This window comes from Lysinibacillus sp. NPDC097214 (genome assembly GCF_050277945.1).
Taxonomy (GTDB): Bacteria; Bacillota; Bacilli; order Bacillales_A; family Planococcaceae; genus Lysinibacillus; species Lysinibacillus xylanilyticus_B.
The window spans coordinates 94446-111872 of sequence record NZ_JBNNSS010000006.1; the positions used below are offsets into that span (position 1 = coordinate 94446).

At 39.4% G+C, this 17427-nt stretch carries 13 protein-coding genes; 5 read left to right on the forward strand and 8 right to left on the reverse strand.

Annotated features, from left to right (window positions below; all coding sequences use genetic code 11):
* Window positions 1-42 precede the first annotated feature (42 nt).
* Together ACQKMI_RS15175 and ACQKMI_RS15180 are read left to right on the forward strand one after the other, a co-directional pair.
* Window positions 43-852 carry a Cof-type HAD-IIB family hydrolase gene (locus ACQKMI_RS15175; RefSeq protein ID WP_427490253.1) on the forward strand — a complete coding sequence of 270 codons (810 nt, stop codon included), beginning with the start codon at window positions 43-45 and terminating at the stop codon, window positions 850-852.
* Window positions 853-1441: 589 nt separating this feature from the next.
* Window positions 1442-2299 carry a DegV family protein gene (locus tag ACQKMI_RS15180; RefSeq protein WP_427490255.1) on the forward strand — a complete coding sequence of 286 codons (858 nt, stop codon included), beginning with the start codon at window positions 1442-1444 and terminating at the stop codon, window positions 2297-2299.
* A 77-nt stretch (window positions 2300-2376) separates the two neighbouring features.
* Here the strand turns inward: ACQKMI_RS15180 and ACQKMI_RS15185 are convergent, their stop codons facing one another.
* The 6 genes from ACQKMI_RS15185 to addB all read right to left on the reverse strand — a co-directional run bounded on the left by ACQKMI_RS15185 (window position 2377) and on the right by addB (window position 14617).
* A complete protein-coding gene (locus ACQKMI_RS15185) occupies window positions 2377-3846 on the reverse strand; it encodes an alpha-amylase family glycosyl hydrolase (RefSeq protein ID WP_427490257.1) in 1470 nt (489 codons plus the stop codon).
* Window positions 3847-4148: 302 nt separating this feature from the next.
* Window positions 4149-4517 (reverse strand): YisL family protein, encoded by a 369-nt coding sequence (locus ACQKMI_RS15190; protein ID WP_427490259.1) that lies wholly within the window; start codon window positions 4515-4517, stop codon window positions 4149-4151.
* A 136-nt stretch (window positions 4518-4653) separates the two neighbouring features.
* Entirely contained in the window at window positions 4654-5556 is a 903-nt protein-coding gene (locus tag ACQKMI_RS15195; protein ID WP_323645495.1) for a fumarylacetoacetate hydrolase family protein, read from the reverse strand.
* A 598-nt stretch (window positions 5557-6154) separates the two neighbouring features.
* Complete coding sequence (locus tag ACQKMI_RS15200) at window positions 6155-7321, reverse strand: DUF418 domain-containing protein (RefSeq protein ID WP_427490261.1); 1167 nt, start codon at window positions 7319-7321, stop codon at window positions 6155-6157.
* A gap of 68 nt (window positions 7322-7389) precedes the next feature.
* Entirely contained in the window at window positions 7390-11106 is a 3717-nt protein-coding gene (gene addA / locus ACQKMI_RS15205) for a helicase-exonuclease AddAB subunit AddA (RefSeq protein ID WP_427490263.1), read from the reverse strand.
* 1 nt (window position 11107) lies between these two features.
* On the reverse strand, window positions 11108-14617 hold the full coding sequence (gene addB, locus ACQKMI_RS15210) for a helicase-exonuclease AddAB subunit AddB (RefSeq protein WP_427490265.1): 3510 nt from the start codon (window positions 14615-14617) through the stop codon (window positions 11108-11110).
* A 242-nt stretch (window positions 14618-14859) separates the two neighbouring features.
* On the opposite strand from addB, the gene ACQKMI_RS15215 reads away from it, so the two are divergent.
* The gene (locus ACQKMI_RS15215) at window positions 14860-15051 is read left to right on the forward strand and encodes a hypothetical protein (RefSeq protein ID WP_427490267.1); all 192 of its coding nucleotides are present in this window, start codon (window positions 14860-14862) and stop codon (window positions 15049-15051) included.
* Here the strand turns inward: ACQKMI_RS15215 and ACQKMI_RS15220 are convergent.
* Together ACQKMI_RS15220 and ACQKMI_RS15225 are read right to left on the reverse strand one after the other, a co-directional pair.
* A complete protein-coding gene (locus ACQKMI_RS15220) occupies window positions 15048-15671 on the reverse strand; it encodes a TVP38/TMEM64 family protein (protein ID WP_427413563.1) in 624 nt (207 codons plus the stop codon). The genes ACQKMI_RS15215 and ACQKMI_RS15220 overlap by 4 nt on opposite strands.
* Before the next feature lie 11 nt (window positions 15672-15682).
* The gene (locus tag ACQKMI_RS15225; RefSeq protein WP_427490269.1) at window positions 15683-16234 is read right to left on the reverse strand and encodes a helix-turn-helix domain-containing protein; all 552 of its coding nucleotides are present in this window, start codon (window positions 16232-16234) and stop codon (window positions 15683-15685) included.
* A 124-nt stretch (window positions 16235-16358) separates the two neighbouring features.
* On the opposite strand from ACQKMI_RS15225, the gene ACQKMI_RS15230 reads away from it, so the two are divergent.
* On the forward strand, window positions 16359-17090 hold the full coding sequence (locus ACQKMI_RS15230) for an AzlC family ABC transporter permease (RefSeq protein ID WP_427490271.1): 732 nt from the start codon (window positions 16359-16361) through the stop codon (window positions 17088-17090).
* Window positions 17087-17413, forward strand: a complete 327-nt coding sequence (locus ACQKMI_RS15235; protein ID WP_427490273.1) for an AzlD domain-containing protein — start codon at window positions 17087-17089, stop codon at window positions 17411-17413. Before ACQKMI_RS15230 ends, ACQKMI_RS15235 begins: the two co-directional genes overlap by 4 nt.
* The last annotated feature ends 14 nt before the right edge of the window (window positions 17414-17427 follow it).

The following is a 17427-nucleotide window of genomic DNA, read 5'->3' on the forward strand; positions in this document are numbered from 1 at the left end:
CAAAACGATACTATTCAAATTATAAGAAAGGGGCAATGAGCTATGAAACCGCATTTAATCGTTTTGGACTTAGATGGTACGTTATTAACGGACCAACAACAAATTTCAGCAAAAACTAAAAAAACATTATTGCAGGCAAAGGAACAAGGCCATCAAGTTATGATTGCTACCGGTCGTCCTTATCGTGCGAGTGATATTTACTATCACGAGCTTGGCCTTACAACGCCCATCGTGAATTTTAATGGTGCTTACGTCCACCATCCAAAAAATGCTGCTTGGCAGACTAAGCATACTCCTATTGATTTAAGCGTAGTGCATGATGTTGTCGATTCTATCAATAGCTATGAATATGAAAATATTATTGCTGAGGTTAAGGACGATATTTATGTGCATACAGAGGATTCAAGGATATTAAATATATTTAATATGGGGAATCCTAAAATTACTCTTGGGGATCTCTATACCCATTTACTTGATAACCCTACTAGTTTACTGATTCAAGCGAATGACGTGAATTCAATGATTATTCGTGATCATTTACATGCTGTTCATGCAGAGGTCATTGAACATCGTCGTTGGGGTGCGCCACTTCATATTATTGAGATTGTTCGCCGTGGCTTAAATAAAGCTGTAGGTATCGCTCATGTAGCAAAGGATTTAGGTATCCCACGCGAGCGTATTATTGCATTCGGTGATGAAGACAATGATTTAGAAATGATTGATTATGCCGGTATTGGTGTAGCAATGGGCAATGGCATCCCTGCTTTAAAAAATATTGCCAACGAAATTACGACAACCAATAATGACGATGGTATTGCTAAATTACTCATCGAACGCTTGAGATTATCCTAGTCAAGTAGTAATGGCTCCTCACCAAAAGTTGTGGATGACATTTGTTAAAACCTATGCCATGTATGAAAGTTGATTGGAGTGAAGGCTGGGCGACTCCTCGGGGATCAGCGTCAGAGGAACGAAGGCTAAAACCATCACATCCTGTGATAACGCCTTCGTGACCAACATCCTGTTGCCCCGACGCCCCCAGGAAGCTTTGCTCTGTGCGAAAGCGTAGCGACAGCAACAACAAATGTTTTATCTGCGCGAAAGCGTAGCGGCAGCGACAAAGCGCCCAGCCGGAACGGAAATCAACACACGTTTTAGTGATGAGCCCATTTTTTTCAGCTTAACTTTATTCAGGAGTACCCTTTATTCAATGAGTACTTATTGAATAAACTTAAAAATACATCACTATTTCCTAGGTTGCATTTATACTGAAACTCGAACTCGATATGATAATATATCTATATAACATTTTACTTGGAAGTAGTTTCGAGAAATATAGAGTGGAAAGTGAAAGCTCGACACGTGTTCACCTGTTATATAGTATAGGTATTTGAAAACTTTCATATAGAGTTAAAAGAATGTTAAATTAGGGGGACAAATGATGAAAATTTTTACTGATAGTGGATGTGATTTACCAAAGTCTTACTACGAAGAAAACAATATTGAACTTCTTCCACTACGAGTGCAAGTGAACAATAATGAATATGATGATGTCATTTCGATTGATTCCAAAGAAATTTACGATGCTATTCGTCAAGGTGCTCGCCCAAAAACATCCCAAGTATCACCAGAGCTATTTCTTAAGCATTTCGAAAATCTAGCGAAAAATGAAGAGGAAGGAATCTATATTGCCTTTTCATCGGAGTTATCAGGCACCTATAATACTGCGGTCATGATTCGCAATCAAGTACAGGAGCAATATCCATCCCTTAAATTAGCTATTATCGATTCTAAATGTGCTTCACTAGGTTTCGGCCTAGTAGTTGAAGAAGCCGTTCGCCTTCGAAATACAGGTGCTTCACTGGAAGAAATCGAAGCAAAAATTACAGCCCTTACCCCACAAATGGAGCACTTATTTACGGTAGAGGATTTAGATTACCTTGCTAAAGGTGGGCGTGTATCTAAAGCAAGCGCATTTCTTGGGGGGCTCCTAAGCATTAAACCCATTTTAAATGTAGAGGATGGTAAACTTGTGCCGATTGAAAAATCTCGCGGACGCAAAAAAGCCATTGCTCGCATGTTAGATTTAATGCAGGCGCGCGGTGATAATTTTTCTGAGAAAGTTGTTGGTATTAGCCATAGCGATGATGTGGAATTTGCCAACGAAGTAAAGGCTTCTATCCAAGAAAGATTTTCACCAAAAGCCATTCAAGTAACAATGATCGGTTCAGCTATCGGCTCACACGTAGGACCCGGTACAATCGCCATCTTCTTTACGAATAAAAGCTATCAAGCTTAACAAAAATCCCCTCCGCACTAAAAACGTGTTGAGGGGATTTATCATTTAATCCTGCATAAACTGCCTTGATTAAGGTTTTATTTTAGAGTATCTTGCTCTTTACGTCGTACTTTACCTCGTCTAATAATAACAACTACAAATCCTATGAATATAAGCCATACTAATCCTAGTGCTACCATATAAGGTACATTAAAACCTTCATCATTTCTAACTTGATAAATCTCTACCATTTCACGATCTAAAATAATCGGATAAACATCTTTTTCATTAATACGAACTTTTTCTTCATGTATAATACCATTTAACATTTTACCTTCACCAAGCTGAGCAGGTGTTAAATCAATGCGTTGTGTTTTACTAGTATTATTAACCATGATGACCCATTTCTCTTTATCGGACGTACGTGTAAATACAAGTAGGCCATTTTCATTTGTGAGAACTTCAAAATCACCATTACGTAATGTCTCAGATTTATTACGTAAAGATTGGACATTTTTAATATAGTCGATTAATTCTGTATCTGTTTTAAAGTTATATGTTTGGTGCGTGTCTGGCTTTGTTTCCCCGTTCATCGCAATTTCTGTACCATATTGTACAACTGGAATTCCTGGCATCATAAATAAAGCACCCATCGCCATTTTCAATCGCGTTGGTGGGAACATATTTTCTGCTGCAGAATCAAATGTAAAACGACGCGTTTCTAGCGTATCAATCATAATCTGAGTTGGTTTCTTACCTGTTAAAGGTTCCATCAACTTAGTAGAATCCATATCAACATTTTTAAAGATATTACGGTAAATATCAGCTGAAGCTTTAGAAAAGCTTGCATCAAAGTTTGCATCACTTTCTTCATTTGAAATCACATAGAGTGATTTTTTCGTATCCTTTAATGCTTTAATCACTGCATTGATAAATTCTGTATCAGCACCAGCAATATTTGTTAATCGCACCCCACCAACATCATATGTAGAGACAAAATCTGTTGCTGATTTAATAAGTGCTTCTTGTACATCTTTGTTTGTTAAGTCCCACTGTACTTGTCCATTATTTGTTGAGGCAATCCAATCCTTTTTCGCTGGATCTTTTGCCCACTCATGATTCGGACTTACATTGTTTAATGGAAAATCAACCATGACCGCTACATTTTTAGCTTTATAGGCTTCAATGACACTTTGAAACTCCTCAGATGTCCCAAAATGACGCTCAATTGTAGAATAGCTCGTCGGCATCGATCCATCATATTTCTCAGTAGCAAAAATCGGGCCAATAGAAGCGATTGTAAAGCCCATCTCTCCGATAAATTTTAGTTTATCCTGTAAACCTGCAAAATCGCCTCCTGCAAATTTAGTAGCGTCTTGCGTATTTGTATCAAAATCGTTAGTGCCCGAACCATTAAAGAAACGGTCAACGAGTAAATCATAGATGCTTTCTTCTGCAATCGTTCTTGTCGACGCTTCATCAGCATGTGCAACTGGTGTAGCGCTTACTAATGAAGTTGCTAGTAAAAGCGATGCAGCTGTCGCACTTATCCACTTTTTGAATTTCACTATTATTCCCTCTCTTTCAAACCAATCCTTCGTCATTTTACCAAATAAAATAGTCCCCTCGCTATCATTTCAAAATATTTTCCGAAAATGACAAAATGAATTACGACAAAAAGGTGTCAACTTCGCCATTAAATACAATTCATCGACTTGGTTGCGGGACCCGATCAGTTTTCTGATCCACTCGAGCACTTCTTCGGCATACCCGATCAGTTCTCTGATCAATTCTCTGATCGACCTAAGCAATTTCATCTTCCCCAAAAAATAAAAAGCCGTGAAGCGAAAACTTCACGACTTTTACAAAATTATGCTAAGAAATCTTGACCCATTGGTAATTTGAAGCCAAGGAACAATGTAATCAATAAGAATACTGCAAATAAAATCCAAAACATGCCTGTTGGTTTATTTTTCTTTTGACGAACTAATACCATTTCCATCATACCAATGACTAAAATACCACCTATGAATTTAAAGCCATAGAGCATACCCATACCATAATCCATGCCTTTAATGAATAGTGCCCCACCAGTGATGATAATCAAAATGTAGAATAAACGTAATGTCATATGTAAGCCTTTTGACTGCTTGCCCATTAATGCTGCAATTAAAAAGATTACGATTGCAACTACCCAAGTAGTAATATGCAAATGCGTTTGGCTAGTTAAGAAACTCATTATTGTCCCACCTCATATTCTTTTTTCTATCAAACTCTATCCTACCATGTGATGGAAAGGGTTTCAAACATTACAATAGTGTTCATAGAATATACTTAAAAATCCGCGGAGGTAAACTCACGCGGATTTGAAAAAATTATTCAAAATGATTCACTAAAGTACCGATGCCTTGGATAGACACTTTCACAGTATCACCAGCTTTTAAGAATTGTGGCGGATTCATGCCTTTGCCAACACCCGCTGGAGTACCCGTTAAAATAACATCACCTGGCTCTAATGTAACATGCTGAGATAAGATGGATACTAATGATTCTACAGTGAACATCATATCTTTTGTTGAGCCATTTTGACGTACTTCGTCGTTCACTTTTGTTACAACTGTTAAATCTTGTGGATTCGGAATTTCATCTTTTGTTACAAGGTAAGGTCCAAGTGGACAAGTTCCATCCAAGCTTTTTCCTAAGAAGAATTGCTTATGTTTTTCTTGTAAATCACGAGCTGTTAAATCATTGGCAATCGTGTAGCCAAATACATAATCGTATGCTAAGTTTTTCGGAATATTTTTACCACGTTTACCAATAACAATCGCTAATTCGCCTTCATAATCCATTTTAGATGAAAGATCGGCATGAACAGAAATTGTTTGGCCATCAGCAGCAATAGCAGTCGGAGATTTTGTAAATACCATTAAATCTGTTGGAGCTGCCTCTGCACCCATTTCTTTAGCATGTTCATCATAGTTTTTCCCAATACACATAATGTTTTTTGGTGTACGTGGAATCGGTGATAACCACTCGATCACTGTAAATTCACGTTTGAAGCTCTCAGCACGGTCTGATTTTTCAGCGGCTTCTACTAATTTACGAATCTGTTCAACAAAATCAAAGCCTAGAGCAATGCCATCTACAATTGAACTTGAAAAAGAAGGGAGAACTTGAAGTTCATTTTGAATAGCGAGTACATCCCATACCGCTTCTTCTTTTTTTACTTTTGGTCCAAAGCTTACATGTCCACCTAATTTAAATGATAAAATTTTCATGATTTCCAGAGCTCCTTCTTTTTTTTACATAATACAACAAAATTATAGAAATTGCCTTACTTTTGCGAAAACTATTTTTATTCTTATTAAGTCGTGGGCTCATCACCGTAACGTGGGTTGATTTCCGTTCTGGCTGGGCGCTTTGTTGCTGCCGCTTCGCTTTCGCACAGTTAAAACATTTGCCGCTGACGCTTCGCTTTCGCGCAGAGCAGAGCTTCCTGGGGGCGTCGGGGCAACAGGATGTTGGTCACGAAGGCGTTATCACAGGACGTGATGCTTTTAGCTTTCGTTCCCCTCCCGCTTCGCTCCAGGGTCTCGGGCCAACACGATGTTGATCACGAAGGCGTTATCACAGGATGTGATGGTTTTAGCCTTTGTTCCTCTATCGCTGATCCCCAAGGAGTCGCCCAACCTCTACTACAATCAACATATATATAACATACGTTTTAACAAATGCTATCCCACGCTTTTGATAATGAGCCAAATCGCAATAAATTATTCTTATTATACAAGACGTATTCATTCACTTTATGTTGCCCTCACATTGAAGATGAATGCTGATTTCCCGCTTTTTGCACGAGAGTCAAGCCCTCAACAATTATCCTGCTTTAGTCTTCGCCTTATAAGTTAATTTGCGCCATAAAGCCTCTAACGGACCTTGTTGCCATTTCGCTAGCCAAATTTCTGCCACAACCATTTGTACAATAATAATACTGACTGCAATTAGCACGCCTGTTGCGACGCTTACTTTTCCATACCAGCCAAATCCAAATTGATAAAATAGACATGTTCCAATGACCGATTGAAGCATGTACATCGTTAACGACATGCGCCCTATTTTCGCAAAAGGACTAAGCAATTTTGGTACAACTGGAAGTAAACAAAGTAAAACAATGAGCCCAATATAGCCTACTGCTAAAATTGGACCACCTATGTATACTTTCAAGTAGTCTAATAAATACGTACGCGTAAACATGATTGGTGAGCTCTTAATAAAAATACCAATTGCTAACCCAGCTATTGCTAATGCCAGCCATAGCCATTTAAGTTCCTTCGCTCGTTCTACTAAACGCCATTTAGAGGCTGCGGCACCAATTAACATAAATGGTAGAATTGTAAATAATGCCACAAACCACATGCCGATCCCTGCCTGAACAGATAAATCGGTTAAACGTTGCATAAACGCATCAACCCAACTCCCTGTTCCATAAGAAGTTATCGCCTGCTCTACCGAAGTAATATCTAAATACTCATCAATCGTTGTATTAAAATTAATATATCCTACTATAAGTAACATAAAAGCTTGCATGACACCGCTAATCATCATGCCGATTGACAATAACCAAATTGGATGTAGACGTAGTAATAGCACTAAAAAAACGCCGCAAAATGCATACATCATCAAAATGTCGCCCCACCAAATGAGCACAGCATGTAGCAAACCAAATACAAATAATACAGAAAGTCTTCGAATTCCTATCGCATAAAAATTTTGTTCACGACTTTGTGCTTTCTGCCATTGCATAGCAAGTCCGTAGCCAAATAACATAGCAAACAATGGATAAAAGCTACTTTGTACATAAATATCTAAATTTTGCTGCCACACTATATCTGACGGTGTTGTAAACCATGATGCCAAATCAATATAGGGCAATGGCAAATAAAAGGCAAACATATTAACAAGTAAAATGCCTAGTAAGCTAATACCCCGTAAAATATCTAATGTTACAATACGTTCCTGCAACATTGTCGGTCTTAACTCCACAAAATAGCCTCCTTTATATAACGCTGTAAACAGGGCATCAAAAGATAGCCCTGTTTTCAACGTTTCACTTATGCATGTAAAACCCGTTCAATATCAAATAAATATAGAACCTTATCACTCACTTTAATTTGAAGGATCGATTCAATCGCTTCACTATACACTCTAAGCTGAACTCCATATCGTTCTAAAAGTTCCTTCGTTAGCGCTGGTTCCTCAGCAAAATGTGAGTGAATACGATCTGTCTTATAATCAAGCAAAATCCATTCACCGTTTTCATCCTCAAATAAGCAATCAATAATTCCTTGTACAATTTGAGCGTCGCCGTCTTCATCTAATTTACTAATCGTAAATGGCAATTCTCTTCGAATTGTTTTTGCTTTTTTAAAGCGTTGTCCAATGTCTGTTGTAAAGAAATTATATATTTTTTTCCACGGAACAACTTTCCCCTCAGCCTCAGTTAGAAGCTGTCTTGCTACTAAATTAGCGACAAACTCCTGAACCTCCTGTACATCCATAAAGCCGTTTTGAGGGACATGTTGCATGACTGTATGAACCGCTGTCCCTATTTCTGCACCTGTCAACTGTTTGTCCTGTAAAAAGGTTGGACGGGGCGCAACGGTAGTCGTTTTTTTCTTGGAAGGTGCAGAAAAGTAATATTCAGGCTCTTCCTGTCGCTGTAGATTTTCTAAACGCTTAATTTCACTTACAGATGTTTTTGAGCGTTTTTGTGTTGATTTCTGAAACGAATACTGTGCTTGAAAGCGCATCGTAATTTCCGACTGCAAAGCTTCGTCCTCTGGCGTTTCTAGTAATTGTTGTACCTCATCCTCTAACGCCTGTATATCATACGCATAATGGCTTGTTTCAATAGCTCGTACCCACCAATGCGATACATCCTCTGCTGCCTTATAGGAGGAAGTAGCAATGGCTGAAAAATCTGCATGTCTTGCAACTGCGGGCCCAAGCCAATCAAAGTAACTATTAGCTCTGGCACGTAAATACTCCTGTAGTGGGGCATCTACCGGCAAACTTTGTGCATCCAGCCAATTGTCGCGGGTTTTATCCCAATTTTTTACCGATCCTACTAAAATAAGTCGCTCCTTTGCACGTGTCATCGCAACATATAATACACGCATTTCCTCAGCACGCATTTCAAGCTCCTTTTTCTCCTTCAAAGCTAAAAATGGTAGAGAAGTATACGTAATACGATTTTCTGGATCAATTGCCTTCACTGCAAGGCCAAAATCTTGATCGAATAAATACGGGTTGTGGAAATCCATTTTATTAAACGGTCTCCCCATCCCTGCAACAAAGACAACGGGGTACTCTAGCCCTTTGGAAGAGTGAATGGTCACAAGACGGACGACGTCATCCTTTTCTCCAATCGATTTCGCCGTTCCTAAATCATCACCGCGTGTACGCATACGATCAATAAAACGTAAGAAGCGAAATAGTCCTCGAAAGGCTGTTTTCTCATACATTAAAGCACGGTCATGTAAAATGCGTAAGTTAGCCTGACGCTGCTTCCCATTCGGCATCGCTCCAACCATCTCATAATAATGCGTGTCTAAATAAATTTTCCAAATTAAATCTGACAGTGAACCACGTCGTGCTAAATCTCGCCAATTTTCAAATGCTAGCATAAATCGTTGAAGCTTCACAAAAGTGTCAGACTGCACATCATGCCCCTCACTTCGAATAAATTGCCTTAATGCATCATAAAATGGCGCTTTCGTATCTGCTAGTCGGATTTTCGCTAGCTCATTTTCTGTTAAGCCAACAAATGGAGCTCGTAGTACTGAAGCTAAAGGAATATCCTGATATGGATTATCGACAACCTTTAGTACATTCAGCATAATCATCACTTCAAGCGCATCAAAATACCCTTTCGAGGACTCTGCATAGAGCGGGATTCCCGCAAGCTTAAATTCCTCTACTAAATCTGTTGACCATGTCATTGAACGCATTAAAATGACAATATCACTATATTTTAACGGACGTTCTGTCTTCGTTTTTGTATCGAATACGGTTGTCCCGTCCTCCATCATCTGCCGAATACGCTCGATAATAAAACGTGCCTCATACTGTGATTTTTTTAATTCCTCTAATTCAGAGGCGTCATTTACAGTATCTTCTGCCTCTTCATCCAGCTCCTCTTCCCCCGGAGGATGCATGATGACTAGCTCTACCGGAACTTCTTTGTCATCATAGGGTGCTGCTGGCTTTAGTGAAGCATTTTCATCATAAAGAATTTCTCCAACTCGCTCACCCATAATTTGTGCAAATACGTAGTTTGTAGCGTTCAACACTTCTTGTCGACTACGGAAGTTAGCGTTTAAATCTATGCGCATTCCCGTCAAATCTGGGGTCTCTAGAAACTCGCTATACTTTCGCATAAAAAGCTTCGGTTCTGCTAAACGGAAACGGTAAATACTTTGTTTGACGTCCCCAACCATAAATAGATTTCCATCTTGCTCACTACCTGTTTTCACAAGCTGTAATATGGTTTCTTGTAACATATTTGTATCTTGATATTCGTCCACAAGCACTTCTTTAAAACGTTGCTTTAAATCTAGAGCAACAGGTGAAGACTGTAATTCACCTTCGACTTCTACAGTTAAAATTTGCAAGGCGAAATGCTCTAAATCTGAGAAATCAATAATTCCTCGTTCTAATTTCGCGATGCGGAACTGTTCACTAAAAACATTCGTCAATTCGACCAATGTTCCTATCGTAGGCCCCATTAATCGAATCTCTTCCAGCAATCGTGCAGGAGTACGAACGAAGAAAGTCTCTTTAAGCTTGTTTACAATTTTTTTAGCTGCCTCACGCTTTTTCTTAGCAAGCTCCTGTAGCTCCACATCTACTAAAGCATCCTTGGATACACGCTTTAAAGTTGACCATTTTACCGTAGCAAAATAATCAAAAAGTTCTTGCCACGTTCCTTCACGACTAATGCGAATGCCTTCCTGAATCATAGCAAAATCCATTTCTGCAGTTTCAGCATATGGTCCAGGTCCCGCGGGCTGTAGCGTAATGGCACGCATTTCAGAAATTAACACAAATGCCTCTTCAAGACTATGCTTGACTGTTAATTTCACATATTTCGATAGCTCTAAATCATCAATTGTCACGTCCGCTGCTAAGTCGTATGTCTCCGGTAGACTACGAAGCCATTTTTGAGGCTCTGCATGAACACGAGACGTATCATAAAGCTTGCTTATTAATGTTTCGATTGCCTGATCATCACGATCCGATGTAAAGCTATCAACCAGACGATAGATTGCTTGAACCTGTGCCTCATCCTCAGAATCGTAAGCATCTTCTAATACTTCGGCTAATATATCGTCTCTTAACAAAGCGACCTCTGCCTCATTAGCTATACGAAAGCCTGGATCAATATCTAGCATATAAGCGTACTGCTTCACAATAGCTAAGCAGAAAGAATGCAGCGTTGAAATTTGTGCTTTATTGACAAGGCTTAGCTGGCGTCGCAAATGGTTGGAAGTTGGATTTTCTGCAATAGCCTTTTCTAGTGCCTCTGCCATACGGTGACGCATCTCAGCAGCGGATGCGTTTGTAAATGTTACGACAAGTAATTCGTCGACATTGATGGGATTCTCTGTCGCCACTACCTTTTCAATCATACGATTAATGAGAACTGCCGTTTTACCAGAGCCTGCCGCAGCCGATACAAGTGTATCCTGGCCGCTTGCATAAATGGCCTTCCACTGGTCATCAGTCCATGTCACTTCCGCTGGCTTTTCAGGTATTTTTTGTACCAACTTACTTCATCTCCTTCCGAATTATCTCAACGATATCATTCGGTTTTGCTTGCTGTAACTGACGGTAGCTTTGCTTGCCATCAGATGGGTCAAATTGACAAACAGCTGTAAATTGACAATAGTCACAGGCTGTTTTTGATTTCAGTTTATACGGACTAATAGAGGTATCCCCTGCTAAAATTCCATTACCAGCCTCTTGATGCTTGCGCCGTACAAAATGCTGTAGATTTTTCATATCATTAACAGGTACAACCCGTGACTGAGATTCTGATGGTGTCCCATCTTTCTTCATATAGACAGGAATAATTTTTGAATGCCCACTCGATTCCTCTAATTGCTCGTCCATCGATAAAATGGCCTCCGCATTTTCTGACAATAGACCTTTCATTTTGTATTGTTTTAAACGGTCTTCCTCAATTTCACTGTCACTTAAATCCTTATCAAGCTTTAGCATTGGATTGTGGACATGTACATAAAGAACCCCGGCTGGCTCCGCTTCACCTGGTAGCCAGTAAGAGGAATTTTCCATCGCTACATCTAAATACGTTAGTACCTGAAGAGACAAACCATAGTAAACCTCATTCAAATCTAAATCACGAGCTGATGATTTATAATCGACAATCCGTAAATAAGAGCGGTCATCAATAGACGCACTGTCCACCCTATCAATACGACCTCGCATTAACATTTTCTTACCACCTGTTAAATCAATTTCAAGCGGTGGAAGCTGTTCATTTTGTCCCGGTCCAAATGATGCCTCAATGGCGATAGGCTTAAAGTGAGATACATTTGCATGCTGTGTAAGTGCCGTCATTGTTCGCTCAACAATCCGAATAAGCTTGCGTTGAATGTAGCGATAACGTGCGCTTGACAGTAAGATTTGATGTGAAAACACCGGTACAATCTGCTCAACTGCTTGTCGTGCTAATTGTTTAATTTGTTGCTTTGTTAAACGTATCCATGATAGCTGCAAACGGTGTGTCTCCTCAGTAATCCATTTCAATGCCTCATGGAATAAATCGCCCATTGCAAATGTTTCTAACCTGTACTCTGCACGCTCTTCTAGACGAAGTCCGTACGTTGTAAAATGCGAAAATGGACAACGGAAGAATTTCTCAACACGAGACACACTAGATGTTAGCTTTTGACCATATAATTCCTGAGTGATGTAGTTTTCTAAAGGCTCTGCCTCATTTTTATGAGTGATTGGATGTAAAACTCGATCATAAATAAGTGCCCAATAAGGGTCCTGTTTATAAAACTTTTGTAACGCTACCCACTCAGGCGCAAGCTCGCGGCTATGCTCAGCTTGGCGTTTTTGCACCATTAAATGTGCTAAAGCTGTACGTGGATGACGTATATACGGTAAAGCACTTTCATCAAGTAATTCAATAGGATCAATGACCACTCGTTCGACCTTGACACCACTCAAAAGGCCAGCCGTTCTATCATTGCCAATAATTTTCTTTATATAGAGTGAAGACAATAGAGCCTTACCCTCTTCATCTGCCGTTGAATAGGACATATATAATTTATCGGATGGCGTCGTTAAAGCACGATATAGCAAGAAATTTTCCTGCAGCAAACGATTTTTAGATGTTGGCGCAAGCTCGTAACCAATTTGACTAAACCACTCACGTTCAGTATCTGACAGCAATCCCTCATACTCCATACGGGTTGGATAAACCCCATCATTCATTCCTAAGACAAAAGCGACTTTTATATTCGATAAACGGGCTAATTCAACGGTCGCTACCATGACCTCATCTAATGTAGGCGGGATACGCGAAAATTCTAACGTATCAAAGCCCTCATCTAAAATTTTAGCCGCTTCCTCCACGGACATCTCCTGCTCACCAAACATATAAACAAACTGGTCGAGCACTGCAATCCATTCTTTCCAAGCTTGATCATGCTCACTTGCAGATAACGCATCACCTCGATCAAGTTCACGGTCTTTCATTGCTTGAAGCTTTTCATAAACATGTAAACGCTCAATCAGCTCAAATAAAGCTGTCGCAACATCTCTGCCTGTTGTCGCTTCTTTCAACTTGTCCTGCATTAATTGGAGCGGCTGACGAACTTCATCGCGAATAGCCTCGATTTCTGCTTGCATAGCACGTTCTTCGTCCGTTTGTACGCGTGAATGGAATTCAAGTCCACGATACTTTTTAAAAAACCAACGAGCTTCCTCAAACCAGCGCTCACCAAAGATACCCTGTGCTAAACAGTAGTTTTCTAAACGATCCGCACGCTCTCGCCAAACATTTAACTCAGAATGTAACGGGAAAAATAGATCTGTTTTCACACTACGAAAAACTGGCTCATATTTCCAATCAGAAGTAATAACCTCTAAAGCCGACCGACTAAGCTCAATTAAAGGATGATGTAACATCGTCTTTTTCGAATTCGTAAAAATAGGGATTTCATATTGCTGAAAAATAGTTGTAATAAGCGGATCATAGACTTCTGCTTGTCTATAAAGAAGTACTATATCTTGATAACGATACCCCGTCTCCCTTGTCAGCTTTGTTATTTCCCGGGCAATGGCATGTATCTCAGCACGTCGATTAGATGCTTCAAGTACCATTACATCACCTGAAGTTTCTTTCGTCTGAGGTACCAAATCAGCAAACTTAGCTTCCATATGCTGTAAATCTACAGATTGAAAACGATGCGTATGATAGAAGTGCAATGGTGCTTCAACTTCAACGCCTTCTTCATAGGCAATGTCGTGTAAACGTTGGTTCGTAGAAGCGGCTTCATGGAATAAAGATTGCTCATCATACACTTCTTCAATATGGTCAAAGGGAAGAACTACCGTTACCTGCTTCGTCACCTTTAATAACTCTTTTACAAGCTCTAGTTCCCTTACAGTAAATGCAGTAAAACCATCTATATAAACAGACGCCTGCTTCATCGTCTCAGAGTATTTCAGATGCTCCGTTAAAATCGGATAATACCCCTCACTATCGACATACGTCGTGCCCAATCGTTCCTCCAAAGCTTGTAAAACGACATGTAAATCATTTGCCTTCGCTTGCAATGTATTAGGCGCATCAATGGCCTTCAAAGATGTTGTTACTTCAGCTAACACTGAACTATTTACACTATAACGACTAAACTCTCGTAATAACGTTTCAATTTCTTCTGTAAAGCCTCGTTTTCCAGCTGCTTGTCGAAATAACGAAAACTCACTTTTTTGTTCCTCTAAAAGTTTACGGATCAGCATTCGATAGCCATAGCCATTTACTTCTTTTCGAGCAATACCACCCGTTTCCTGTAACACTAGCCATGCCAATCGTTTAAATGTCATAACCTGCGCACGAATTAAGCCTTGCAAACCATGCTTATTCGTTAGCTCATACTCCGTTGAGTACGACATTTGGTCGGGGACAATCACAAAAATTGGCTGACCTAACGGATCCGATTTTAGTTGTTCGACAATCTCTTGATGAATAAACGTTGATTTACCTGTTCCTGAACGTCCTGATACAATACGCAATGTCATGTACTTTTCCCCTCCTGTTAATTATCTATTTATAAAAAGTGAAAGTTGTAAACACCTGGGCTCTGCTATTCAACCTGAGCGGTTTTCGCATTGACCCGAGTGCTTTGCTGTTCTACCTGATCAGTTTTCGCACTAACCCGATCACTTTTTGCTTTGACCCGATCACTTTGCCACTCTACCTATGCATTTTAAAATATTTTATCTAAGCGCTACTCAATGTTTTTCGCGCATCGCCTACTATTTTGAAAAATCAATTTCGCCTTGGCTTAATCGAAGCTTTAGCTGTCGCACAGAAAACATTTGTTGCTGTTGCTGTTGCTGTTGCTGTCGCTTCGCTTTCGCACAGAAAACATTTGCTGCAAAAGTTAAAAACCCCTTCTCTCATTTTACATGATAAAAGGGGTAAGTTGTGTATATTCAACTTTCAACGTTAATGATTTTTCGTCAATTTTCGCGCTTGTTTTAAATCTTTCTCTACACGCGCGTTTAATCGTTTCTCTATAAACTTGCCGATCCACCAAAGCAGAACAATCGCAACTGCCGCTACAATCAGTCTTACAGGGCTTGTTAGGAGCGCTTTTAAATCGTAACCGAGCACGCTCATTGCTAAAATCATAACGAACTTCCCAGCCATTGACACCACTAAATAAAACTTTTTATGAATATGAGATAAGCCCGCTACAATGTTTACAATGATTGAGGGTGTAAATGGAAAACAAAGTAAGACGAACAAGGGACTAATACCATTCATATCTACCCATTTTATTAGCTGCTGTACTTTTTTACTACCTGTAACAAAACGAAGCTTTGGATGCTTACCAAACTTTCGGACAAGCAAAAATACTGCATATGAACCCGCTACAGACCCTAACCAGGATAATAAAAAACCTAACCATAAACCGAATGCACTCGCATTAGCGATAACGAACACGACCAAAGGTAAAAACGGTAAAAACGCTTCTATAAAAGGTAATAATAAACCCATAATCGGGCCAAGCGTTCGATATTGTGCCGCAATATTCTCGATATTATCTACAGTAAACCATTCACTCAAATTCGACACCTCTATTTATATTGCAAAATTAAATGTAAAATCGTTAACTTTTCCGAAGTATTTTTATACTCATGAGGCTGATGTCCTGAGAATACTAGTGTATCCCCTTCTTCCAGTAATTCATGCATCTCTCCAGCAGAAATAATGGCTTGTCCTTGAATAACGGTTACAGTTTCTTCTACCCCTTCTGTGTGGGCCTCACTCCTGCTAAAGGCTCCGGGCTCCATTTCAATCTTATAAAGCTCCCAGCCACGTTCAGGATTATAAGGAATAATGGAATACACACGATATCGACCTTCATCTTCATCTACATGTGGCGCATCCTTACTACTATATTTCATGAAATGTGCTGTCGGTGCTTGTAGTAACGAAGAAAATGAAATGCGCAATCCCGCAGCAATTTTCCAAATCGTTGATACTGTAGGATTTGCCTCTCCCTTTTCAATTTGTGCAAGTTGCGCTTTACTTACACCTGTTGCCTTAGCAACATCGTCTAAGCTTAAATGACGCTGTTGTCGAATCTTCCTTAATTGAAAGGCTAAATTCCGACTCATTTGTTCCATTTTAATTCACCAATTTCTATTGTTTATTTTATCAGACATATGTATACTTTAATAAACATTGAGAACTATCAAACTATTCCATCATTAGTATACATGGTAATTTTTAAGAAAGGACGATCTATTTATGACAAGTACAACTGATTTTCGGAATGAAACGGTAAACACGCCAGACGATAGCTTTTTACAAGGCGTGAAAGATTGTATTCCCACTTTACTCGGTTATATTAGCATAGGACTCGCTTTCGGTGTTGTAGGTTCCGCTTCTGGACTTTCTGTACTCGAAATTGCACTTTTAACTATACTTATTTATGCAGGCTCCGCACAGTTTATCTTTTGTGCACTTCTTTTAACAAATAGCCCTGCCTCTGCTATTATTGTAACCATTTTTGTTGTAAATCTACGCCATTTACTAATGAGTTTAACATTAGCTCCGCATTTTACACGTTATTCTTTGCTAAGAAATGTTGGTTTCGGTACATTATTAACGGACGAAACATTTGGTGTAGCTGTTACAAAGCAAATGCAAAGCGGTAAGCTACATGGCAAATGGATGGATGGGCTGAATATAACTGCCTACTCCTTTTGGATTCTTTCTTGTGTAACTGGCGCCTATTTAGGAAAGTGGGTAGCAAACCCTGAAAAATGGGGCTTAGATTTCGCATTGATTGCCATGTTTGTGGCACTCCTTGTGCTCCAGCTTAGTAGTGTAGGCAAAAGTAAAATAATGCATTATCTTATGTTAATCGGCTATATGGTTGTCATTATGTATGGTCTTTCTTATATTGTGCCTTCGCATGTGGCTGTTCTTCTTTCAACAATGATTGTAGCAACTATAGGGGTGGTGACAGATAAATGACGACAACTGCTACTATGGTATGGCTCATCATTGGCTGTGCACTTGTAACCTGGCTACCCCGTATTATTCCGTTTATATTCGTCCGAAGTGTGAAGCTACCAGACGTTGTATTAAAATGGTTAAGCTTTATCCCAGTTTGTATTTTAAGTGCCCTTGTCATTGAAAACTTATTGGATACCGATAACGGAAAAATTGTTACACTTAATTGGCCTGTATTTATTACATTTGTGCCAACGCTTATGATTGCACTTGTTACCAAAAGCTTATCTATTACAGTTGTAGCAGGGGTTATCATTATGTCAGCCGTAAGATTTTTCATGTAAAAAGGTCAGTCTTA

Coding starts and splice junctions, on each gene's coding strand:
- ACQKMI_RS15230 (WP_427490271.1), top strand. CDS start 16,359: ATGACAAGTACAACTGATTTTCGGAATGAAACGGTAAACACGCCAGAC.
- ACQKMI_RS15180 (WP_427490255.1), top strand. CDS start 1,442: ATGAAAATTTTTACTGATAGTGGATGTGATTTACCAAAGTCTTACTAC.
- ACQKMI_RS15175 (WP_427490253.1), top strand. CDS start 43: ATGAAACCGCATTTAATCGTTTTGGACTTAGATGGTACGTTATTAACG.
- addB (WP_427490265.1), bottom strand. CDS start 14,617: ATGACATTGCGTATTGTATCAGGACGTTCAGGAACAGGTAAATCAACG.
- ACQKMI_RS15190 (WP_427490259.1), bottom strand. CDS start 4,517: ATGAGTTTCTTAACTAGCCAAACGCATTTGCATATTACTACTTGGGTA.
- ACQKMI_RS15225 (WP_427490269.1), bottom strand. CDS start 16,234: ATGGAACAAATGAGTCGGAATTTAGCCTTTCAATTAAGGAAGATTCGA.
- ACQKMI_RS15235 (WP_427490273.1), top strand. CDS start 17,087: ATGACGACAACTGCTACTATGGTATGGCTCATCATTGGCTGTGCACTT.
- ACQKMI_RS15195 (WP_323645495.1), bottom strand. CDS start 5,556: ATGAAAATTTTATCATTTAAATTAGGTGGACATGTAAGCTTTGGACCA.